Genomic DNA, 20,341 nt, shown 5'->3' on the forward strand with positions numbered 1-20,341 from the left:
ACGGGTGCGGCCTTGCCGGGCGCTAACCTCCGAGGCCGAGCCAGGTCGCCGTGCCGTCGGCCTCCACCTGGCGCTTCCAGACCGGCAGGTCGGTCTTGATCGTCTCGATGATCGAGCGGCACACCTCGAACGCCTCGGCGCGGTGCGGCGACGCCACGGCGATGACGACGGCCGCGTCGCCCACCTCGAGTCGTCCGACGCGGTGGCTGACGGCGACGATCGCGTCGGTCTCGCCGATCGCCTCCTCGGCGATGCGCCGAAGCGTCGGCGCGGCATCCGGGTGCGCGGAGTACTCGAGCGCGACGACGGCGGTCGAGGCATCCGGATCGTGGTCGCGCACGCGCCCGACGAACGTCGTGACGGCCCCCGCCGTCGGGTCGTCGACCGCGGCGAGGTGGGCGTCGAGGTCGAGGCTGTCAGGGCTGATCGCGGCGACCCGCACGGCGTCCGCGCGGGTCACGAGTGGTCCTCGCCCACGAGCTGGTCGATGACGTGCTGCGCGACCGAGAGGATGACGCGCATGCCGGATGCCACGGCCTTCGGCGACCCCGGAAGGTTCACGATCAGCGCGCCGGTCGTGATGCCCGCGATGGGGTCGACGACGCCCGCGAGGCCCCGCGACAGCATCGCGCCGGGCGTCTCGGTGACCCCGACGCGGCGCAGCTCCTCGGCGATGCCCGGCAGCTCCCGCGTGATGACACGCGCGGTGCCCTCGGGGGTCTCGTCGGTCGGGCTCACGCCCGTGCCGCCGGTCGTGACGATGAGCCGCGCGCCGCCGGCGAGCTCCGCCCACAGCGCGCGCTCGACGTTCTCGGCGCCGTCGGCGATCACCACGGGCTCGTCGCACGAGAACCCGCCGCGAATGAGCTCGGCCACGATCGCGGGTCCGGCGGTGTCGGCGCGCACGGCCGAGGATGCTCGGGTGGACACCGTGACGACGGCTGCGGGAATCATCTCCCTCACCCTACGCGCCGGAGCGCGCTCAGCCGCGGTGCTCGAGGCGGATGACGACCGACTTCGAGGTCGGCGTGCCGCTCACCTCTGCCACCGAGTCGAGCGGCACGAGCACGTTCGTCTCGGGGTAGTACGCCGCCGCGTTGCCCCGCGGCGTCGAGTACGCCACGATGCGGAACTCCTCGGCGCGGCGCTCCTGGACGCGCCCGTCCGGACCCGTCCACTCCGACACGAGGTCGACGATCTCGTTCTCCTCGAACCCCAGCTTGCGGATGTCCTTGGGGTTGACCATCACGACTCGGCGACCGCCGTGGATGCCGCGGTAGCGGTCGTCCTTGCCGTAGATCGTGGTGTTGTACTGGTCGTGCGAGCGCAGGGTCTGCAGGATGAGGCGCCCGTGCGGGATGAACGGGTACTCGAGCGTGTTGACGGTGAAGTGCGCCTTGCCGTCGGACGTCGCGAAGGTGCGCGCGTCGCGGGGCCCGTTCGGGAGCATGAGCGTGCGGCCCTTGTCGATCTTCGCCTCGTAGTCGACGAAGCCGGGCACGACGCTCGCGATGTGCGTGCGGATGAGCGAGTAGTCGTTCTCGAGCGCCGTCCAGTCCGCCTTCGGCACACCGTTCGCCGTCGACGGCCGGCCCGTGGAAGGACCCGTCGATCCGTCGCCCGCGCGCGTGACGGCGGAATCGAGCTCGGGGGCGCGCGAGCCGTAGGCCACCGCGTGCACGAGCTCCTCCTGCGGCGAGCGCTCCGACTCGGCGCGGTGACCCGCCTCGATGTCGGCCTCGGCCGCGCGCGTGCCGTTCGCGGGTGCCTTTCCGTCGCCGAACAGCAGCGCGCACAGGCGCGCGATGATCGCGACCTCGCTCAGGAGGTCCTCTGACGGAGGCACGAGCCGACCGCGTGACGCGTGCACGGCGCCCATCGAGTCCTCGACGGTGACCTTCTGCTCGCGACCGCCGCGCAGGTCGCGGTCGGTGCGACCCAGCGTCGGCAGGATGATCGCGCGCTTGCCCGTCACGACGTGCGAGCGGTTGAGCTTCGTGGAGACCTGCACCGTCAGGTCGAGGTTTCGCAGCGCCGCCTCGGTGACGGCGGTGTCGGGCGTCGCCGACACGAAGTTTCCGCCCATCGCCATGAACACGCGTGCCTTGCCGTCGCGCATCGCGCGGATGGCCTCGACGGTGTCGTACCCGTGCTCGCGCGGAGCGCGGAACCCGAACTCGGCGTCGAGCGCCGACAGGAACGCCTCCGACGGCTTCTCGTAGATGCCCATCGTGCGGTCGCCCTGCACGTTCGAGTGGCCGCGCACGGGGCACACGCCGGCACCCGGGCGGCCGATGTTGCCCTGGAGCAGCAGCACGTTGACGATGTCGCGCAGCGTCGGCACGGAGTGCTTGTGCTGCGTGAGGCCCATCGCCCAGCACACGATCGTCGAGGGAGAGGTGCGCACGGTCTCGGCCACGCGGCGCAGCGTCTTCTCGGGCACGCCCGTCGCGGCGACGAGGTCGTGCCACGAGGCATCCGCCATCGCCTTCCGGTACTCCTCGAACCCGCTCGTGTGGTCGCGGATGAAGTCGTGGTCGAGCACGCCTCCGACCGCGTCCTCCATCTCGAGCAGGTGCTTGCCGATCGCCTGGAAGAGCGCCTGGTCCCCGCCGAGGCGGATCTGCACGAACTGGTCGGCGATCTTCGTGCCGCCCAGGATCACGCCCTTGACGGTCTGCGGGTTCTCGAAGCGCACGAGCCCCGCCTCGGGCAGCGGGTTCACGGCGATGATCGTCGCTCCGCGCTTCTTCGCCTTCTCGAGCGCGCTCAGCATGCGCGGGTGGTTCGTGCCGGGGTTCTGCCCCGCGATGATGAGCAGGTCCGCCTCGTGGATGTCTTCGATCGTGACCGTACCCTTGCCGATGCCGAGCGTCTCGGTGAGGGCCGAGCCCGAAGACTCGTGGCACATGTTCGAGCAGTCCGGCAGGTTGTTGGTGCCGAGGCCGCGCACGAGCAGCTGGTACAGGAAGGCCGCCTCGTTCGACGTGCGGCCGGACGTGTAGAAGATCGCCTGGTCGGGGTCGTCGAGGCCGCGGAGGGCGTCGGCGATCTCGCGAAGCGCGTCGTCCCACGAGATGGGCCGGTAGTGCGTCGCACCCTCGTCGAGGATCATCGGACGCGTCAGCCGCCCCTGCTGGCCGAGCCACCAGTCGTCGTGCTCGGCGAGCTCGGCGAGCGAGTGCTCGGCGAAGAACTCCGGACCGATGCGGCGCAGCGTCGCCTCTTCGGCGACCGCCTTCGCGCCGTTCTCGCAGAACTCCGCGATGTGCCGCTTGTCCTCTTCGGGCCACGCGCAGCCCGGGCAGTCGAACCCGTCCTTCTGATTCACGCGCAGGAGCGTCTCGACGCTGCGCTTCACACCCATCTGGTCGTACGAGATCTGCAGCGCGTGCAGCACGGCGGGAACGCCGACCGCGACCTTCTTCCGCCCGGTGACGTGGACTTTCGACTCGTCGATGTCAGCCGTAGGGGCCTGCTTAGCCATGAGCTTCCTCGCTTGCTCGGGGCCGCGCCCGCGCAGCCCGATACACCTGTCCCCATGCTAGATCCGCGGGGATGGGCGGGGGCCGGAGCCTTTCGATCAGCGGGAAACGGATGCCGCAGCCGATCCGCCGGGCGTCACCCGTGCCTGAGCGGGCCACGCGAACCGCACGACGCCGAGCACATCGTCGACCGGAACGGCCCCGCGGCCGGCCGAGTGCAGCCCCGCGCGCGAGTCGCGCGATGCTCCGCGATTGTCACCCATGACCCACACGGCGCCCTCGGGCACGGTCACCTCGAAGGGGATCACGCCGCCGGGGCGATCCCCGGTCTCGTAGGGCTCCTCCTGCGGCACGCCGTCGACGAGCAGCCGACCGGTGCCCACCTCACAGCACACGACACGGTCCCCCGCGACGCCGATCACGCGCTTGACGAGCACCGCTCCGGGCCGCGCCGACCACCCCGCGATGTCGGAGAAGATGACGATGTCGCCGCGGGCGGGAGCCGCGACGCGGTCGAAGACGAGCACGTCGCCGGTCGAGAGGGTGGGGCTCATCGAGTCGTTCTCGACGCGTGCGACGCCGATCGAGAGCACGACCGCGACGCCGAGCGCGAACGGGAGCACGGTCGCGGCGAGGGCGCCTCCCGCACGCATCCGTCGAGACCCCTGCAGCCTCACGATGCCGGCACCGTCTCGAGGATCTCGGTCATGGCGGCAACCTCGCGCTCCTGCTCGACGAGCACGTGCTTGGCGGATGAGCGGACGAACGCGTTCGAGCCGTCGGTGACGGCCGCCTTCGCCATCTCGAGGGCGCCCTCGTGGTGCACGATCATGAGCTCAAGGAACCTGCGCTCCGCCATCGCGCCGGCGAGCGAGCGGAGCTCGGCGAGCTGCTCATGCGTCGCCATGCCCTTCATCGCAGCGTGGCCGCCGTGCCCGCAGCCCTGTGCGATGACGCCGGTGTTCACGACGGCGCCGCCGTGCCCGCCATGATCGGAAGCGCCTTCCGCGGCCGCCGGAACCGCGCGCGCCCACGCGTCGGCCCACGCGCGCATCTGCTCGATCTCGGCGGACTGGTCGGCGACGATGAACTCGGCGAGAGCACGCGTGCGATCGGAGACGCCGGATGCCGCGAGCACGATCCCGCTCAGCACGAGCGCCTGCTCGTGGTGCGGGATCATCGCCTCGACATAGCAGTAGTCGTTCTCGATCGGATACGCGGGCTGCGTCGCGGGAGCAGCCGCCGGGGCCGGTGCCGCTGCCGGCGCCGACGACGGCAGCACGTAGCCCAGGGTCGCAGCCGACGCCAGCACCGCCGCGATTCCGACGGCCGCGACGGCACCCACGGCTGCAACGGCTCTGCTGGTGCGCATCGGCCTTCCTTTCACGATGATGCGGATGCTCCGCGGGGAGGACGGTGGGGCATCGCGCGCGGCGCGATGCCCCACCTCCCGGCTCAGGCCTGGGCCTTCACCGCCTGCCTCCGCATGTGCCACGAGAGTGCGCCCATCGCGGCACCGCCCGCGAGCAGCAGCAGGCCCGTGAGGGCCCAGCGGTTGGCATCCGTTCCCGTCGTCGCGAGAGCGCCGAACACCGCCGCCGGCGCGGCCTGCGCGACCGCGAACGTGCCCTCGGCGACGACGCCGGACGTCTGACCGGTCAGCACGAGGCGATGCTGACCCGGCGCGGCGTCGAGAGGCACGATGAACTGCGCGTCGACAGTTCCCGACGCGTCGGCGACGAACGTCCCGACGTTCACCGGATCCGAGTGCATGACGGCGCTCACCGACTCTCCGGGCGTGAAGCCCGACGCCGTGAACGTCTGCGTGGCTCCGGGCGCGACGTCGCCGGTTCCGAACGTCACGGGCAGGGCTGCGGCCGCGCCCTCGTCCGAGCCTCCGTCACCGCCGCCGGCGGGCGGGGCGCCCGTCTCGGTCGGATCCGGCGTCGGCTCGCCGCTCGGCTCGCCCGAGGGGTCGGGCGTCGGCGTGGTCGTCGGCGTCGGAGTGGGCGAGCTCGGCGACGGCGTGGGGGTGGGCTGCGGGATGTTCGGGTTCGGAACGCCGCGCATGTCGCCGTTCACCCACTTGCGACCCTCGGGGATGTTCGGAGCCTGCGCCGCGAAGTCGCGCGGGTAGAGGGTGAAGCCCTGCCAGTGGATCGGCATCGGGCTCTGGTCCTCGTCGCGGTTGATGTGATGGAAGCCGACGTTGACCCACGCGACCGGGTCGGTGAGCGCCTCGCCGTCGGCGATGTAGTCCGTCACCATCTGCCCCGCCTTGCTCGGGATCAGGTTGTAGCTGGCGTGGATCTCGTCCGACTTCGCCGACGTGAAGGCGATGTCGTAGTCCGTCTCCGGGTTCAGGTTGTACGCCTGGTCCCGCGGCACGATGATCTCGTACGAGCGCGCGTGCCCGTCGGCGTTGAGGCTGTTCGGGTTCACGACCCGGTACGCCTCGCGGTTCGCACCCATCGTCTTCGTCTCGGTGGCGAGCTGGGTGATCTGCGTGTCGAGAATCGCCGTGTGCCCGGTGTCGCCCGTCGTGCCGTACTCGCCGGTGGGGGTCGTCGTGAACTTCTGCACCTGCTGCGTCGCGCCGCTGTCGATGCCGAAGTCCACGCGCCAGAACGCCGAGTGGTAGTGGTTCACGGCGTAGTCGGTCTCGCCCTCGCCGATCGGCCAGCCCTTGTTGATGACGTTGGCGTAGTCGTTCGGCGAGAGGTCGCCGGTCGCCCCCAGGCGCACCGAGATCTCGCCGTCGTCGTGCAGACGGTACTCGACTTGGTACTCGTACCAGCCGATGCGCGACATCGTGTGGAGCACGAGGTCGGTGCCCTGCGCGGCGTACAGGGCATCGTTGGCGATGTTCGACCGGTAGGCGATGCCCGAGTCCTCTTCGCCCACGCACAGCGCGGGGATCTCGCCGCGAGTCGCGTCCACCCACGCGGTACGGATCTCGCCCACGGGGCAGTCCACGTCGGTGAGCGCCTGCAGGCGGCGTCCGCCCACCTGGTAGGTCGTGACGTCGTTGTACTCGGTCGCTCCGGTGTCGTACGGGACGTTGAGCTGCGCGAGGGCGATCGAGTCGAGGACGAGGATGGGTGCCGCGTCGTCGCGCGGCTGGTAGGCGACCTTGTCGAGGACGAGACCGCGGTAGCTGTCGATGCGCCAGCATGTCTGCCACGTCGACCCCGACTTCAGGGTCTTCGAGACGAGCGAGTCGCCCGAGCAGTACGCCTCGGTGATGGTCTGGGCCGATGCGGCTGTGGGCGCTGCGAGCAGCAGGCCCCCCGCGAGGAGGGCGACGGTCGTCGCTCCCCCGATGATTCTCTTCAGCATTCGGCTGTTCTCCGTTGTCATGAGATGGGCAGGACGGTCTGGGTGGAGAGGTTGACGACGATGGTGCTCGTCGTGAGGAAGGCGCCGCCGTCGACCTGTGCGAGCACCTGGACGCACCGTTGGATGCCGCACTGATCGGCGCCGAAGGTGCCGGCGTCGGCGCTGAACGAGTGCGCGGTCAGCTCGATCTCGGCGGACTGCGTCGTGAGCGCGGATCCGCCGGTGAGGTCGGCGAACTCCGCCGCGATCGGCTCCGCGAGCTCCGACTCGAGCAGAAGCTGCCACGCGTGCGCGGTCTCGGCGTCGGTGGGCGCGGGCTGCGCCCCCTGGGCGCGCTGCACCGACTCGACGGTCCGCGTCGTCACGTTCACGACCATGCTCACGGTCTCGTCCGTGGCGTAGTCGTAGTAGAGCGAGATGAGCCGGCGGTGACCGTCGCTGTAGGCGGAGGGCTCGGCGACATCGGTGGAGAGGAACTGCATCCCTTCCCCACCGAACATGTCGCGTCCGGCCGCGAAGTCGGGGTGCTGCGCGCCGAGGTAGCGGACGTACTCGACCTCCGAGGCGGTGAGCTTGTCGTTGACGGCGGCGATCTGAGCGGGCGGTTCGATCGGGGCTGCCGCCTTCTCGGGGGCGTCTTCGTCGGTGCTGTCGGCGGCGATCGGCGTGGACGACGTCGCATCCGGCGGAGTCGACGTCGCTTGCACGGCGACCTGCGTCGCGAAGACGAGGGCCACCGCGGCGGCTCCTGCCGACAGGGCGGATGCGATGCCCAGCGTGCGCGGCGTGAGCCACCTGCGACGCCGCGGCGGGGGCGGATCGACCGCCGGCGAGATCTGAGGCTCTGTCACAGAGGTTCCTTTCGGTGCGGGGGCGGAGCGCGGGTCAGCGCCCTCGCGGCGATTCTTCGAGAGCGCTGTTTCGCAGGCGTATTGCGAGACGAACGGCTTTCGAACACGGCCTGAGACGCGCGGCCGGGGTGCGGGGCATCCGCGTCTCACCCCGTTTCACGAACTCGAAACAGTCCGTGAGCACACGTGCAACGACAAGTCAGTAGCGTCGGCCGCGGAAGGAGCCCGAATGAGCGCCCTCGCCGACGCGATCCGACGGGGACGGCCTCGTCTCGATCTCACGCGCGAGTCTCCGTTCGCGGGGCTGCATCGCCGCCACGCGAGCGTCATGGACGTCGTCGCGCAGTCGATCGCGGCCACCGCCCCGGCCGGCGTCATGCTCGTGCACCCGGGCGCGCTGTTCGGCCGGAGCGGCTCGCTCGCCTTCACCGAGCTCCTCCTCACGGTGGGGCTCGTCGTCGCCGTCGCGCTCGTGGTCGGGATGTTCTCACGCCGGATCTCGAGCGCGGGGTCGCTCTACACCTTCACGACGAGGGGCCTCGGGCCATGGGCCGGGATCGTGGGCGGCGCGGCGCTCGCCGTGGGATACCTCGCCATCGCGATGAGCACCCTCTCGTCGGGTGCGATGCGAATCGCGGGACTCGTGACGAGCGAGCCGCGATCGGGCTCGGGAGTCGCGGTCGCGGTGATGGCGGTCACGAGCGTGGTCACCGCGGGCGTCATCGCGCGGGGTCTGCGGATGTCGACACGGATCCTGCTCGTCCTCGAGACGATCGCGGTCGCGGCGGTCCTGGCGATCGCGTTCGCCGCGCTTTCGTCCACAGGGTGGGATCTCGCCCCTCTCGTCCCCCAGCCGACGGAGTTCTCTCCCGACATCGTGATGCTGGGAGTCGCCTTCGCGATCATCGGATTCGTCGGCTTCGAGAGCGGTGCCGCACTCGGTCCGGAGACCCGCCGCCCGTTCGCATCGGTACCGCGCGGCATCCTCGTGAGCGTGCTGGCGACGGGCGCGGTCGTGCTCGTGGGCACCGCCGCGCAGCTCGCGCTCGTCGCGGCCGGTGATCCCGCCGGGCCGTGGGCGTCGGTTGCGGGGATCGGCTGGATCGTGGACCTCATCGTCGCCACGTCGTTCCTCGCGTGCTCGCTCGCGATGACGAACGCGGCGACCCGGCTCGCGTTCGCATTGAGCAGGGAGGGCGTCATCCCCGACGTCTTCGGACGAGTCTCGCCGCGGGGGGTGCCGGCCGCGGGCGCGATCCTCATCGCGTTCGCCGTCTTCGCCGTTCCGGCGGCCGTCCTGCTGCTCGGCGGATCGCGCGACGACCTCCGCGTGGTCACATCTCCCGCCGGGATGATCGGATTCCTCGTCGCCTACGCCCTCGTGTGCGTCGCGGCTCCGGTCTTCCTCGCGCGCATCGGCGAGCTGACGATCGGTGCCGCCGTCCTCTCGGGTGTCGCCGGCGCCATACTTCTCGCGGTGCTCGGCACCGCGGTCGTGTCGACGTCCGACACGAATCCGGTGGGGCTCGTGGCCGTCCTCGGCATCCTCGGCCTCGTGTCCGCGGCCGGGATGGTGCGCCTGCGGCGCGGTCTCGGCGTGATCGAGAGGGTGGGCCTGCACGACTGGGCGGTCGCCGCCGACACGATCGGCGGGGGCGGTGAGGGGTCGCGATGAGCGTCGAAGGGTCCGGCGCCTCCTCGTCCCGCTTCGGGGAGAAGGGACTCGGACTCGCCCTCGAGGTGCTCGAGCAGGTTGCGGCCCACCACGAGGGCATCACCGCCGCCGACATCGCCCGCGCCGTCGGGGCGCCGCGCGCGACGGTGTACCGCACGGTCAACGCGCTCGTGCGGGACGGATACCTCGTGCGCCGGCCCGACTTCTCCGGGTTCCTCCTCGGCGCCCGCGTGCTCGAACTCGCGGCGATCGTGGACGCCCACCGTCGCCCCGCCCATCGCGACGTGCTCGACGAGGTCCGCACCGCGACGGGTGAGGCGGTCCACCTGGTCGCCTTCCACCGGTCGGGCTTGGCGATCGTCGACGAGGACCCCGCTCAGCCGCTCTCCGACCGCGCGATCTTCCTCAGCGACCCGACCCGCTCGGCGCCCGGCCATGTGTGGCTCGTCGAGCAGCCGAGCCTCCCCGAGGCGGCGGGTGTCGCCGTGGAGCGATGGCGTGTGACGCCGCCCTCGGAGGTCGTGTCGGCGATCCATGCGGCGTACGCCGCCCGCGGGTACGCGGAACAGGTGGGCGGTCTGTCAGCGGGTCGCGGATGCCTCGCCGTCTCGATCACCGACGACGACGGTCACGCGATCGGCGCCCTCACTCTCTCGACCCCGGTCTCGCGGTTCTCACTCGCCGCCCGCCACCTCGATGCCCTCCGCGATGCAGCCCGCTCGTTACGGACGCTTGCGCAGGGGCATCCGGTGTCCTTCTCTTGAAAGCGGCGCATCGTCCGCTCAAGCGGTTCGCCGACGTCGCTCGAGTCATGCCGAGGGGTCAGCGCCGCCCCGTGCCGAAGATGCCGCGGATCACTCCCCCCAGTATCGTCTGGGTCGACTTGGAGTTGAGGATCTGCTCGAGCGGCGACTTCTCGGCGCGCGACGAGCGCGAAGTGCGCGTCTTTCCGGCCGTCTTCTTGAGCAGCCGCTCGTACTCCTGTCGGGCCTTCTTCTCGGCGGCGGCCTGCGCCTTGTCGATCGCCGCCTTCTGCTTCGCGTACTCCGCATCGGCCTTCGCCTTCGCGAGCGCCGCCTCCTCGGCGGCTTCGGCCTCGGCCGCCGCATTCATGCGTGCGGTGAGGATCTCGCGCGCGGACTCGCGGTCGATCGCCGTGCCGTACTTCGCGAGCAGCGGCGACGCGTGGATCGCCTTCTCGATCGCGGGGTCGGGCGTCGGCGACATCAGGCCCTGAGGAGCGCGCAAGCGCGTCCACGCGACGGGGGTCGGCGCGCCCTTCTCGCTCATGACGGTGACGATCGCCTCGCCCGTCGCGAGCTCCTGCAGCACGCGCTCCAGGTCGTAACCCGACTTCGGATACGTGCCGACCGTCGCGCGCAGCGCCTTCGCGTCGTCGGGCGTGAACGCGCGCAGAGCGTGCTGGATGCGCGATCCGAGCTGCGCGAGCACGTCCGAGGGCACGTCCTTCGGCGTCTGCGTGACGAAGAAGACGCCGACGCCCTTCGAGCGGATGAGCCGCACGGTCTGCGTGATCGCCGCGAGGAAGTCCTTCGACGCGTCCTTGAACAGCAGGTGCGCCTCGTCGAAGAAGAACACGAGCTTCGGCTTGTCGAGGTCGCCCACCTCGGGGAGGATCTCGAACAGCTCCGCGAGCAGGTACATGAGGAACGTCGAGAAGAGCGCCGGCTTGTCGGCGACACCGGGCACCTCGAGCAGCGAGATGACACCCCGTCCATCGGGTGCCGTGCGCAGGAAGTCCTGCACGTCGAATTCCGGCTCGCCGAAGAACACGTCGGCGCCCTCGTCCGCGAACGTGATGAGCTCGCGCAGGATCACTCCCGCCGTCGCTGCCGACAGCCCACCGAGGTTCTTGAGCTCCGCCTTGCCCTCGTCGCTCGTGAGGTAGGTGAGCACCGCGCGCAGGTCGGAGAGGTCGACGAGCGCGAGCCCGTTCGCGTCGGCGTAGTGGAACACGAGCCCGAGGCTCGACTCCTGCGTCTCGTTGAGCCCGAGCACCTTGCTCAGCAGCAGCGGGCCGAAGCCCGACACGGTCGCGCGCACCGGAATGCCCTTGCCGATGCCGCCGAGGGCGAAGAACTCGGTGACGGATGCCTCGGGCTTCCAGTCCTGCCCGATCCCGCGCGTGCGGTCGAGCAGCTTGTCGCTCGCCTCGCCCGGCGTCGCCATGCCGGAGAGGTCGCCTTTGATGTCGGCCGCGAACACCGGGACGCCCTTCGCCGCGAGCTGCTCCGCGAGTCCTTGCAGCGTGCGCGTCTTGCCGGTGCCGGTGGCCCCGGCGACGAGTCCGTGCCGGTTCATCATGCCGAGAGGGATGCGCACCTGCGCTTCGGGCACGGGGTTGCCGTTGACGAGCGCTCCGACGTCGAGCGTCTCGGCCTCGAACGCGTAGCCGGCGATGATCTTCGCGACCTCGGCAGCGGTGAGCGGCGCGCCCTCGGGCGGCGTCTCGGCGGGAGGAGCTGTCTCGGCGGGAGGGGCCGAATCAGCGGATGCCGCCTCCGTCGGCGCCTTCTCCTCTGCGGCCTGCCCGGCGGGGGTCTGTTCCTGCGCCGGCGCTTCCTCGGCCGGCGCCTCCTCGGCCGTAGCCTCCTCTGCCGGGGCCGTCTGCTCGGCAGCACCGCCCGCGGCGCGCGCCTTCGCGGCCTCCGCCTCCGCCGCGGCGAGCGCCGCCTTCGCCTGAGCCGCTTTGAGCTGTGCCTCCGCGGCCTCCGCTTCGGCGCGGAGCCTCGCGAGCTCGGCTTCGGCGGCGGCGACGGCGGGATCGGGCGAGGCGGGCGCTGACATGGGCACAGCCTAGCGACGGGCGCGCGGACCGGTCATCCTCGCCGACCGCGCGCGAACGCGCTACTCGACCGGGAGGCGGCGCCGCGCGGCATCCGCCCGCTCCCGCGAGATCTGCGACCAGAAGGCCGCCGCGACGACGAGCGCCGCGCCCGTGCCGACGAGCGCCCCGCCGACGGTGTCGCTCACCCAATGCGCGTGGAGGTACGTGCGGCTGAACGCCATGAGCACGACCCACCCCGCCCCCACGACCACGACCAACAGGCGCGGGAAGAGCACGACCGCCACGGTCGCGATCGTCGCCGCGTTCGCGACATGTCCCGACGGATACGAGCCGACGTCCGAGAGGACGAGGATCTCTTCGGGCCGCACCCGCCCGAAGAGGTGCTTGAGCACCTGCACGATCGCGACCGAGACGATCTCGGCGGCGAGGAAGTACGCCGCCGACCACGGCCTTCGCAGCAGCACGAGTGCGCCCGCGCCGAGGATCGGCACCGCGAGCACGCCGAACCACCCGCCGCCGAGCCAGTTCATGACGCGCGAGAACCCGCCGATCGCGGGGACCCACCATTCGACCAGCAGGCCGTTCCACCAGACGTCGATCGCGAACGGTTCCTCGCCGCGCAGGAAGATCACCCAGCCGAGCAGCGCCCCGAGCCCGATGAGGCCGACGCCGACCACTGTGACCGCGATGAGGCGCGACGGCGAGGCATCCGGTCGTGTCGTCGCGCGTTCCATCGCCCCATTCTGCCTCCCGCACCACGACGATCGAGGGCAGGATTGACGCCATGTCCCGTGTTGTGCAAGCCGTCCGGGCCGTGGTCGCGCCCCTCTCGCGCACGCGGGTGTTCCGCCGCTGGATCGGCCCGGCGCTGCTGCCGCCGGTGGAGCGGTTCGTGTCGTGGATCTCGCGTGGCCGCGTTCAGGTGAGCGGACTGCTCGTGCCTTCGCTCGTGCTGCACACGATCGGAGCGAAGTCCGGCCGGCCGCGCGACGCTCCCCTCATGTACACGCCCGACGGGAAGGGGCGCGCGATCGTCGCGGGCACGAACTTCGCGGGCCCGAACCACCCCGCGTGGACGAGCAACCTGCTCGCACACCCCGACGCCGAGATCTCCGTGCGCGGGCGCCGCTACGCCGTGCGTGCGAGGCTTCTCTCCGACGTCGAGCGCGAGGAGGCGTGGGCGACGATCGAGCGCCAGTGGCCGGGCTACCGCAACTACGAGCGGTCGTCGGGCCGGAAGGTGCGGCTTTTCCTGCTGCAGCCGGTCAAGCGGATCGAGTGAGACGGATGCCGCTCACGGCGTGAGCTGCTCGACCGTGCGCGGCCGAACGATCGCCCACAGCGCGATCACACCGACGACGGCGCAGCCGACCATGACCGAGGCCATCGTCGTCGCCGTGATGCCCGAGCCGGCGGCGATCACACCGACGAGCGGCGAGATGATCCCCGCGACGCCGAAGTTGGTGGCGCCGATGATCGACTGCGCCGTGCCCGCGGCCTTGCCGTGCCGATCGAGCGCGAGCACCTGCACGCACGGGAACGTGAACCCGCACGCCGTCATGAACACGAACAGCGGCACGATCGTGCCCCACAGCCCGAGGCCGAGCTGGTCGGTCAGGATGATCGCGACGGATGCCACGACGAGCGTGGAGGTGGATACGGCGAGCACCCACTGGGGTCCGAACCGGGCCGCGAGGCGCGCGGCCGTCTGAACGCCCACGACGACGCCGACCGAGTTGACCGCGAACAGCACGCCGTACTCCTGCGGGCTGAACGCGTACATCTCCTGGAACAGGAACGACGACGCCGACAGGTACGAGAACAGGCCGCTGAACGTCATGCCGCCGATGATGAGCACGCCGATGAACACCCGGTCGGTGAAGACGCTGCGGTATCGCTGCCAGACGGTCGTGGCGCCGCGCTCGTGGCGCCGCGCGGGCGGCAGCGTCTCGGGCACGAACGCGATCGCCGACACGAGCATGACCGCGCCGTAGATCGCGAGCACGACGAAGACGCCGCGCCACGGCATGACCAGCAGCAGCGCCGAGCCGACGAGCGGCGCGAGCACCGGCGCGACGCCGGATACGAGCGCGAGGCGCGACAGCATCACGACGAGACGACGGCCGCCGAACAGGTCGCGCACGATCGCGGCGGCGACGACGCCGCCCGCCGCGGCTCCCGCGCCCATGAGCACGCGCGCGACGCCGAGGAGCTCGAGCGACGGAGCGAAGGCCGCGGCGACGCTCGCGAGCACGTGCAGCGCGGTCACCGACAGCAACGGGAGGCGACGGCCGACCTTGTCGCTGAGAGGACCCACGATGAGCTGTCCGAGCCCGAAGCCGATCATGGTGCCCGTGAGCGTGAGCTGGATCGCGGCGGCCGTCGTATCGAAGTCGGCCTCGAGCACGGGGAACGCCGGCAGATAGAGGTCGATCGTGAACGGCCCCAGCGCGGTGAGCGCACCGAGCAGGATGACGTAGAGAAGGCGTCGCCCCGACGACAGCGAGTCCCCCGGGTGGAGCATGATCGGCGCGGTCGCCGGGTTGCTGCCGAGCGTGCGGATCGCGCCCGTCGGGCCGGCGGCGCGCGTGCGGATGGAGCCGGTCGTCGTGGGAGCGGCGGTCGGCGCATCCGTCGTCGCCGGCTCTTCGGGAGAGGCGTGCGGGGTCTGGGCGGGGATGGAGGCGGTGTCGAGCAAGGTCAGCGGCAATCGAGACGAGGGCGGCGTGGGAGGGCCAACCGTCGGGCAGGCGGCGACAGCCGGGTGCGGCGACGGAAGTCGACGAATGATGCGAGTGGGGAGAGCGTCTCGAATCGATTCGGGGCTGATCAATGCTAGCGGATGCCGCAGACTCCCCCCTGCCGCGGACCACCCCGATCCCGCCGATTCAGGGCGTACTTCTCCCATTGCCTGGGCTTGTTCCCAGGCGGCGGATGCATCGAGACGAATAGGCTTGGGCCTGCGGGACCGCTCTGCCCCGCTGCATCCGTTGTCCGTCGCCCGCCGGGCGCCCGAGCCGAGATCACCGCGAATGACCCCGACATCCCCGCGCCCCACCGACAAGCGCACGAGCGGCAACCCCGCCAAGCAGGCCGAGATCAACCTCACCGTCAAGCAGCAGCGCGAGCAGAAGCGGCAGGAGAAGCTTGCCGAGTACCAGCGACAGCTCGCCCGCCGTCGCCGCGGCAAGGTCGTCGGCTGGACACTCGGCGTCGTGGGCGTCGTCGCGATCGTCGCCGCGATCGTCGCGTCGTTCGTGTTCGCTCCGCCCCCGCCCGCCAGCTATACCGCGGGTGGTGAAGGCGTCGAGATCGAGGGCGTCGAGACCTTCACGAACGAGACGAACCACGTCGAGGGCACGGTCGACTACGAACAGACCCCGCCCGCCGGCGGCCCGCACAACGCGGTGTGGCTCAACTGCGGCATCTACAGCGAGCCGCAGCCCAACGAGAACGCCGTGCACTCGCTCGAGCACGGCGCCGTGTGGGTGACCTACGACGCCGACACGCTCAGCGACGACGAGCTCGACGCGCTCAAGCGCAAGCTCCCGTCGAGTTACGTCATCCTCTCGCCCTACGAGGGCCTGGACACGCCGATCGCGCTCAGCGCGTGGAACGCCCAGCTCAAGGTCGACTCCGCCGACGACGAGCGCATCGAGCAGTTCTTCGAGGAGTACTGGCGCAACCAGAACGCGCCCGAGCCGAACGCCGCGTGCACCGGCGCGCTGGACGGCCCGGGCAAGGTCTCGTGACGCGAGGATGACCTCCCAGGAGCAACCCTCCCGCGTTCGGCGGTGGCTGGTCCCGGTGCTCGTCGCCGTGGCCGTGGCAGCCCTCGCCTTCGCGGTGGGGCGCTTCTCGACGTTCGGCGCATCCGGACCGCTCGCACCCGCGAACGACTCCGCCGAAGCGGGGTTCGCGCGCGACATGCAGGTGCACCACGCGCAGGCCGTCGAGATGGCGATGGAGCTCTACCGCAAGACCGAGGACGAAGAGCTGCGGGCCCTCTCGTACGACATCGCCACCGGGCAGTCGGCGCAGCGCGGCGAGATGTTCGACTGGCTCGTACAGTGGGGCCTGCCGCAGGCGGGCAGCCCGCCGATGGCGTGGATGAGCGGTGCGGGCGACGGCCACGGTCACGGCGGCGGGGCATCCGCCGAGCCCATGACGGATGCCGAGATGCGCGCAGCCATGGGAATGGCGACCGACGAGGAGCTCGCGCAGCTTCGCGCCGCCGAGGGCCTCGACGCCGACTGCCTGTTCACCGAGCTCATGATCCGCCACCACGAGGGCGCGATCCCCATGGTCGACGCCGTCCTCGAGCTCGGCTCCGAGCCGCGTGTGCTGGCCGTGGCCGAGAGCATGAAGGTCGCGCAGACCGCCGAGATCGACGCGATGAGGTCGGTGCAGGCGCGGCTCGGCTGCGCGGGCTGATCGCCGCGGGGCACGGCGTTCCGGGCGCCCAGGCGAGAAGCATCCGCCCACTCCCGCAGACGCCCGCGCGGCGCACGCCCGTGAGGAGCATGCGCCGCGCGGTACGGTCGGCGGATTATCCCTTCGTCGAGCCTGCCAGCAGACCTCGCACGAAGAACCGCTGCAGCGACAGGAACACGACCAGCGGAACCACCAGCGCGATGAACGCACCGGCCGTCAGCAGATGCCAGTCCTGTCCGCGGCTGCCGGTCATCTCGGCGAGCAGCTTCGTGATCGGGGCCACGTTGCCGTCGGCGAAGATGAGGGCCACGAGCAGGTCGTTCCACACCCAGAGGAACTGGAAGATCGCGACCGACGCGATCGCCGGCATCGTGAGCGGCAGGATCAGCCGGAAGAAGATCTGCCCGTGCCCGGCGCCGTCGACGCGGGCGGCCTCGATGACCTCGCGCGGGATCTCCGACACGAAGTTGTGGAGGAGGTAGATCGTCAGCGGGAGGGCGAAGATCGTGTGCGCGATCCACACCTGCGCGTAGCCGAACGAACCGAACGCCTCGATCACGGGGAATCCGAAGATCTCGCCCTGCGAGAACAGCTGCAGGAGCGGGATCAGGGCCATCTGGATCGGCACGATCTGCAGCGCGAACACGAGGATGAACAGCGTGTCCTTGCCACGGAAGTCCATCCACGCGAACGCGTACGCGGCCAGCAGCGCGATCGAGATCGGGATGACGGTCGCCGGGATCGTGATCGCGAACGAGTTCACGAAGGCGCCCGCCATGTTCAACTGGCTGTTGCCCGACTGCAGCGCCGTCGCGTAATTGTCGAGCGTCCAACCCCAGTTCTCGAAGACCGTCCACCAACCCGTGGTCTGGATGAGCTCACGCGGTCGGAACGACGAGACCAGCAGGCCGAAGGTCGGGATCGTCCACAGGATCGCGATGATCAGCGCGGCCGCGGTCGCCCACGGCGACGAGAGCTTTCGCTTGGTCGACCCGAGCTGGATCTTGTCGGCCTTGCGCGCACCGCGCTTCAACTCGTCCTGGCCTTCTTCGTCGATCGGGAGATCGACGGGCATCACCGCGCTCATCAGCGCACCTCCCGCTGCTTCTTCAGCTGCACCGCGTTGTAGACGACGATCGGCAGCACGAGGATGAACAGGATCACCGCGAACGCGGCCGAGCGTCCGGCCTCGAAGCTGCGGAACTGCGTGTACATCTCATTCGCGAGAACCGACGTGTTGTTCGCACCCGCGGTCATCGTGCGGACGATGTCGAAGACCTTCAGGGAGGCGATCGAGATCGTCGTCAGGACGACGATGAGAGCGGGCCGGATGCCGGGCACGACCACGTTGATGAACTTCTGCCACGCGTTCGTGCCGTCGAGCTCCGCCGCCTCGAGCTGCTCGGTCGGCACGCCCTTGATCGCGGCGGAGAGGATCACCATCGCGAAACCGGTCTGGATCCAGATCAGCACCACGATCAGGAAGAGCGTGTTCCACGGCTCGGCCGCGAGGAAGTTCAGCGGCTGACCGCCGAACCACACGATGATCTGGTTCAGGAAGCCGATCTGGTTCGACCCCGCCGGGCGCACCGCGTACATGAAGCGCCAGATGATCGAGGCGCCCACGAACGAGATGGCCATCGGCATGAACACGAGGATCTTGTAGTACCGCTCCCCGCGGGACTTGTCGATGAAGTACGCGTACGCGAGACCTGCGATCGTCGAGACGACGGGGGCCACGAGCACCCACACGATCGTGTTGATGATGATGCGCACGTTCGCCGGCTGCGTGAAGATCCACGCGAAGTTGTCGAAGCCGATGAACTCGGTGCCGCGCGAGTTCATGAACGCCTGGATCGTCGTCTGGATCGTCGGAACGATGAGGCCGACGGCCAGGAGCGCGATCGCGGGCGTCAGGAAGCCCACGAGCTGGAAGAGCGAGCCCGCACCGTCGCGTGCCCTCTTATCCAGGAAGAAGAACAGGAGGCCGAGCACGGCCGCTGCGATCATCGCCTCGATCCATGACTGGAGCAGGAAGAGCACCAGCACGGGACCGACCACGCACGCGACGAGACGGATGATCGTGTACATCCGTCCCGGTCGGGGCGCGATCTCGATGAAGAAGAGGATCAGCCCCACTACGGCGAGGAAGATCCCGACGATGACGATGATCTCCAGCCACGGGTTGAGCGTGCTCAACCATCGGAAGAAATCGGACATGGCTACCTTTCGAGTGCGTCGTCGGACCCGGGGACGTCCATTGCGTTCACGGTAGGGAACGGGGCCGCCCTTTGGGAAGGGCGGCCCCGTTCAGGAAGGTCAGCTCGACGGCCAGCCTGCCTCGATCTGCTCGAGGACAGTGTCGGTCGGCGTGCCGTTGACCCAGTCGCGCATGCCCTGCCAGAACGTTCCGGCGCCCACGGCCGACGGCATCAGGTCGGATGCGTCGAACCGGAAGGTCGTGGTGTCGTCCTGGAGGATGCCGATGGCCTCCTTGAGGATGTTGCTGGAGGCGTTCTCGGGGTCGAGACCCTTGTTGGCGCTGATCACGCCACCGAGGCTCACGCGGCTGTTCGCCCACTCGGGGCTCGAGAGGTACTCGAGCACCTTGACGGTCGACTCGGAGTCGTCGAACGCGCCGACGATCTCGCCACCGCCCGTCACGACCGCGCCTTCGGCGGCCTCGCCGCCGAAGCCCGGCGTGATGAACGCCCAGATGTCGCCGTCCTCGGCGACGGTGCCGCCGGCGTCGGTGATGAAGCCGTCGTAGAACGACGCCTGGTGGTGCAGCGTGCACTCACCCGACACGAGCGCCGCGGCCGGGTCGCCGAACGGCGTGGTCACGATGGTGTCGGTGCCGCCGAAGCCCGCGTTCACATAGTCGGGGTTGAGCAGGATCTTGCCCACCTCGTCGAACGCCGACTTGATGGCCGGGTCGGTGAACGGGATCTCGTTCGCGACCCACTCGTCGTAGACCTCGGTGCCGGACTGGCGCAGGACGACGTCCTCGATCCAGTCGGTGCCGGGCCAGCCGGTGGCCGCATCCGATCCGAATCCGACGCACCACGGCGGCCCGCCGATGTCGGCCTGGATCTGCGCGGTCAGGTCGAGCAGCTCGTCCCACGAGTTCGGGATCTCCCAGCCGTGCTCCTCGAACGTGGCCGGCGAGTACCAGATCCAGCCCTTGACGCTCGCCATGAGCGGCGCACCGTAGAGCGTGCCGTCGACGGTGCCGTAGTTGGCCCAGTCCTCGGTCCAGTACTCGGAGACGTTGTCCTGCACGCTCTGCGGAGCAGGCTTCAGGAAATCGCGCCGAGCCATGTCGGCGAGCAGACCGGGCTGCGGGAAGATCGCGATGTCGGGGGCGTTGCCGCCCTGTGCGCGAACGGCGATCTGAGCCTCGAACTCCTTCGACGACTCGTACTGGATGTCGATGCCGTTCTCTTCCTCCCACTCGGCCCACGACTCCTCGAGGAGCTCGGCCTCTGTGTCCGCGATCGTGCCGTAGATGGTCACGACGTTGTCGCCGCCACCACCCTCGTCTCCTCCGCCGCCGCCCGAACCCGGGCCGCCGGAACAGCCGGCGAGAGCGATACCCGCGACGCCGGCCGCGGCCACTGAGATGAGGAGCCTCCCTCGTCTCTGTGTCTTCATTGGTCCTCCTCGTTGAGATGTGCGGGACGTTGATGACCCGCCAGAACCGGCGCAAGGAACTTCGGGAACCGATTCCAGAATCACGCTAGGGGAT

The 20,341-nt window shown here is 70.1% G+C and carries 18 protein-coding genes; 5 read left to right on the forward strand and 13 right to left on the reverse strand.

Annotated features, from left to right (window positions below):
- Positions 1-22 precede the first annotated feature (22 nt).
- The 7 genes from VFF97_RS02795 to VFF97_RS02825 form a co-directional block, all read right to left on the reverse strand.
- The gene (locus VFF97_RS02795; RefSeq protein WP_325031972.1) at positions 23-460 is read right to left on the reverse strand and encodes a molybdenum cofactor biosynthesis protein MoaE; all 438 of its coding nucleotides are present in this window, start codon (positions 458-460) and stop codon (positions 23-25) included.
- Positions 457-954 (reverse strand): MogA/MoaB family molybdenum cofactor biosynthesis protein, encoded by a 498-nt coding sequence (locus VFF97_RS02800; RefSeq protein ID WP_325031973.1) that lies wholly within the window; start codon positions 952-954, stop codon positions 457-459. The genes VFF97_RS02795 and VFF97_RS02800 overlap by 4 nt, the downstream gene beginning before the upstream one ends.
- Before the next feature lie 28 nt (positions 955-982).
- Positions 983-3,487 (reverse strand): FdhF/YdeP family oxidoreductase, encoded by a 2,505-nt coding sequence (locus VFF97_RS02805; RefSeq protein ID WP_325031974.1) that lies wholly within the window; start codon positions 3,485-3,487, stop codon positions 983-985.
- Between the two features lie 96 nt (positions 3,488-3,583).
- Positions 3,584-4,138 (reverse strand): signal peptidase I, encoded by a 555-nt coding sequence (gene lepB / locus VFF97_RS02810; protein ID WP_325031975.1) that lies wholly within the window; start codon positions 4,136-4,138, stop codon positions 3,584-3,586.
- 20 nt (positions 4,139-4,158) lie between these two features.
- Positions 4,159-4,857 carry a DUF305 domain-containing protein gene (locus tag VFF97_RS02815; protein ID WP_325031976.1) on the reverse strand — a complete coding sequence of 233 codons (699 nt, stop codon included), beginning with the start codon at positions 4,855-4,857 and terminating at the stop codon, positions 4,159-4,161.
- A gap of 83 nt (positions 4,858-4,940) precedes the next feature.
- Entirely contained in the window at positions 4,941-6,824 is a 1,884-nt protein-coding gene (locus tag VFF97_RS02820) for a hypothetical protein (RefSeq protein WP_325031977.1), read from the reverse strand.
- 17 nt (positions 6,825-6,841) lie between these two features.
- On the reverse strand, positions 6,842-7,675 hold the full coding sequence (locus VFF97_RS02825) for a hypothetical protein (protein WP_325031978.1): 834 nt from the start codon (positions 7,673-7,675) through the stop codon (positions 6,842-6,844).
- Positions 7,676-7,904: 229 nt separating this feature from the next.
- On the opposite strand from VFF97_RS02825, the gene VFF97_RS02830 reads away from it, so the two are divergent.
- Both VFF97_RS02830 and VFF97_RS02835 read left to right on the forward strand, forming a co-directional pair.
- The gene (locus VFF97_RS02830) at positions 7,905-9,350 is read left to right on the forward strand and encodes an APC family permease (RefSeq protein WP_325031979.1); all 1,446 of its coding nucleotides are present in this window, start codon (positions 7,905-7,907) and stop codon (positions 9,348-9,350) included.
- The gene (locus tag VFF97_RS02835) at positions 9,347-10,114 is read left to right on the forward strand and encodes an IclR family transcriptional regulator (protein ID WP_325031980.1); all 768 of its coding nucleotides are present in this window, start codon (positions 9,347-9,349) and stop codon (positions 10,112-10,114) included. Before VFF97_RS02830 ends, VFF97_RS02835 begins: the two co-directional genes overlap by 4 nt.
- A 58-nt stretch (positions 10,115-10,172) precedes the next feature.
- Here the strand turns inward: VFF97_RS02835 and VFF97_RS02840 are convergent, their stop codons facing one another.
- A complete protein-coding gene (locus VFF97_RS02840; RefSeq protein WP_325031981.1) occupies positions 10,173-12,158 on the reverse strand; it encodes a helicase HerA-like domain-containing protein in 1,986 nt (661 codons plus the stop codon).
- 60 nt (positions 12,159-12,218) lie between these two features.
- On the reverse strand, positions 12,219-12,893 hold the full coding sequence (locus VFF97_RS02845) for a phosphatase PAP2 family protein (protein WP_325031982.1): 675 nt from the start codon (positions 12,891-12,893) through the stop codon (positions 12,219-12,221).
- A gap of 50 nt (positions 12,894-12,943) precedes the next feature.
- Here VFF97_RS02845 and VFF97_RS02850 point away from each other — a divergent pair, with 50 nt between their 5' ends.
- Complete coding sequence (locus tag VFF97_RS02850; RefSeq protein WP_325031983.1) at positions 12,944-13,441, forward strand: nitroreductase family deazaflavin-dependent oxidoreductase; 498 nt, start codon at positions 12,944-12,946, stop codon at positions 13,439-13,441.
- A gap of 12 nt (positions 13,442-13,453) precedes the next feature.
- Here VFF97_RS02850 and VFF97_RS02855 read toward each other — a convergent pair whose 3' ends face one another.
- The gene (locus VFF97_RS02855) at positions 13,454-14,857 is read right to left on the reverse strand and encodes a multidrug effflux MFS transporter (RefSeq protein WP_414684213.1); all 1,404 of its coding nucleotides are present in this window, start codon (positions 14,855-14,857) and stop codon (positions 13,454-13,456) included.
- Between the two features lie 334 nt (positions 14,858-15,191).
- Here VFF97_RS02855 and VFF97_RS02860 point away from each other — a divergent pair, with 334 nt between their 5' ends.
- Both VFF97_RS02860 and VFF97_RS02865 read left to right on the forward strand, forming a co-directional pair.
- Positions 15,192-15,911, forward strand: coding sequence for a DUF3105 domain-containing protein (locus tag VFF97_RS02860; protein ID WP_325031984.1), 720 nt, complete (start codon positions 15,192-15,194; stop codon positions 15,909-15,911).
- Between the two features lie 7 nt (positions 15,912-15,918).
- The gene (locus VFF97_RS02865) at positions 15,919-16,593 is read left to right on the forward strand and encodes a DUF305 domain-containing protein (protein ID WP_325031985.1); all 675 of its coding nucleotides are present in this window, start codon (positions 15,919-15,921) and stop codon (positions 16,591-16,593) included.
- 115 nt (positions 16,594-16,708) lie between these two features.
- Here VFF97_RS02865 and VFF97_RS02870 read toward each other — a convergent pair whose 3' ends face one another.
- The 3 genes from VFF97_RS02870 to VFF97_RS02880 all read right to left on the reverse strand — a co-directional run bounded on the left by VFF97_RS02870 (position 16,709) and on the right by VFF97_RS02880 (position 20,247).
- Entirely contained in the window at positions 16,709-17,680 is a 972-nt protein-coding gene (locus VFF97_RS02870) for a carbohydrate ABC transporter permease (RefSeq protein WP_325031986.1), read from the reverse strand.
- Positions 17,680-18,813, reverse strand: coding sequence for a sugar ABC transporter permease (locus tag VFF97_RS02875; RefSeq protein WP_325031987.1), 1,134 nt, complete (start codon positions 18,811-18,813; stop codon positions 17,680-17,682). Before VFF97_RS02875 ends, VFF97_RS02870 begins: the two co-directional genes overlap by 1 nt.
- A 99-nt stretch (positions 18,814-18,912) precedes the next feature.
- Positions 18,913-20,247, reverse strand: coding sequence for an ABC transporter substrate-binding protein (locus VFF97_RS02880; protein ID WP_325031988.1), 1,335 nt, complete (start codon positions 20,245-20,247; stop codon positions 18,913-18,915).
- Positions 20,248-20,341: the final 94 nt, after the last annotated feature.

Origin of the sequence: Microbacterium sp., assembly GCF_035687345.1 — a bacterium.
Classification (GTDB): domain Bacteria; phylum Actinomycetota; class Actinomycetes; order Actinomycetales; family Microbacteriaceae; genus Microbacterium.

What these genes read in the sequence shown, in the direction of transcription:
- VFF97_RS02800 (WP_325031973.1), bottom strand. Translation starts at nt 954, where the DNA reads ATGATTCCCGCAGCCGTCGTCACGGTGTCCACCCGAGCATCCTCGGCC.
- VFF97_RS02805 (WP_325031974.1), bottom strand. Translation starts at nt 3,487, where the DNA reads ATGGCTAAGCAGGCCCCTACGGCTGACATCGACGAGTCGAAAGTCCAC.
- lepB (WP_325031975.1), bottom strand. Translation starts at nt 4,138, where the DNA reads ATGCGTGCGGGAGGCGCCCTCGCCGCGACCGTGCTCCCGTTCGCGCTC.
- VFF97_RS02815 (WP_325031976.1), bottom strand. Translation starts at nt 4,857, where the DNA reads ATGCGCACCAGCAGAGCCGTTGCAGCCGTGGGTGCCGTCGCGGCCGTC.
- VFF97_RS02820 (WP_325031977.1), bottom strand. Translation starts at nt 6,824, where the DNA reads ATGCTGAAGAGAATCATCGGGGGAGCGACGACCGTCGCCCTCCTCGCG.
- VFF97_RS02830 (WP_325031979.1), top strand. Translation starts at nt 7,905, where the DNA reads ATGAGCGCCCTCGCCGACGCGATCCGACGGGGACGGCCTCGTCTCGAT.
- VFF97_RS02835 (WP_325031980.1), top strand. Translation starts at nt 9,347, where the DNA reads ATGAGCGTCGAAGGGTCCGGCGCCTCCTCGTCCCGCTTCGGGGAGAAG.
- VFF97_RS02840 (WP_325031981.1), bottom strand. Translation starts at nt 12,158, where the DNA reads ATGTCAGCGCCCGCCTCGCCCGATCCCGCCGTCGCCGCCGCCGAAGCC.
- VFF97_RS02845 (WP_325031982.1), bottom strand. Translation starts at nt 12,893, where the DNA reads ATGGAACGCGCGACGACACGACCGGATGCCTCGCCGTCGCGCCTCATC.
- VFF97_RS02850 (WP_325031983.1), top strand. Translation starts at nt 12,944, where the DNA reads ATGTCCCGTGTTGTGCAAGCCGTCCGGGCCGTGGTCGCGCCCCTCTCG.
- VFF97_RS02860 (WP_325031984.1), top strand. Translation starts at nt 15,192, where the DNA reads ATGACCCCGACATCCCCGCGCCCCACCGACAAGCGCACGAGCGGCAAC.
- VFF97_RS02865 (WP_325031985.1), top strand. Translation starts at nt 15,919, where the DNA reads ATGACCTCCCAGGAGCAACCCTCCCGCGTTCGGCGGTGGCTGGTCCCG.
- VFF97_RS02870 (WP_325031986.1), bottom strand. Translation starts at nt 17,680, where the DNA reads ATGAGCGCGGTGATGCCCGTCGATCTCCCGATCGACGAAGAAGGCCAG.
- VFF97_RS02875 (WP_325031987.1), bottom strand. Translation starts at nt 18,813, where the DNA reads ATGTCCGATTTCTTCCGATGGTTGAGCACGCTCAACCCGTGGCTGGAG.
- VFF97_RS02880 (WP_325031988.1), bottom strand. Translation starts at nt 20,247, where the DNA reads ATGAAGACACAGAGACGAGGGAGGCTCCTCATCTCAGTGGCCGCGGCC.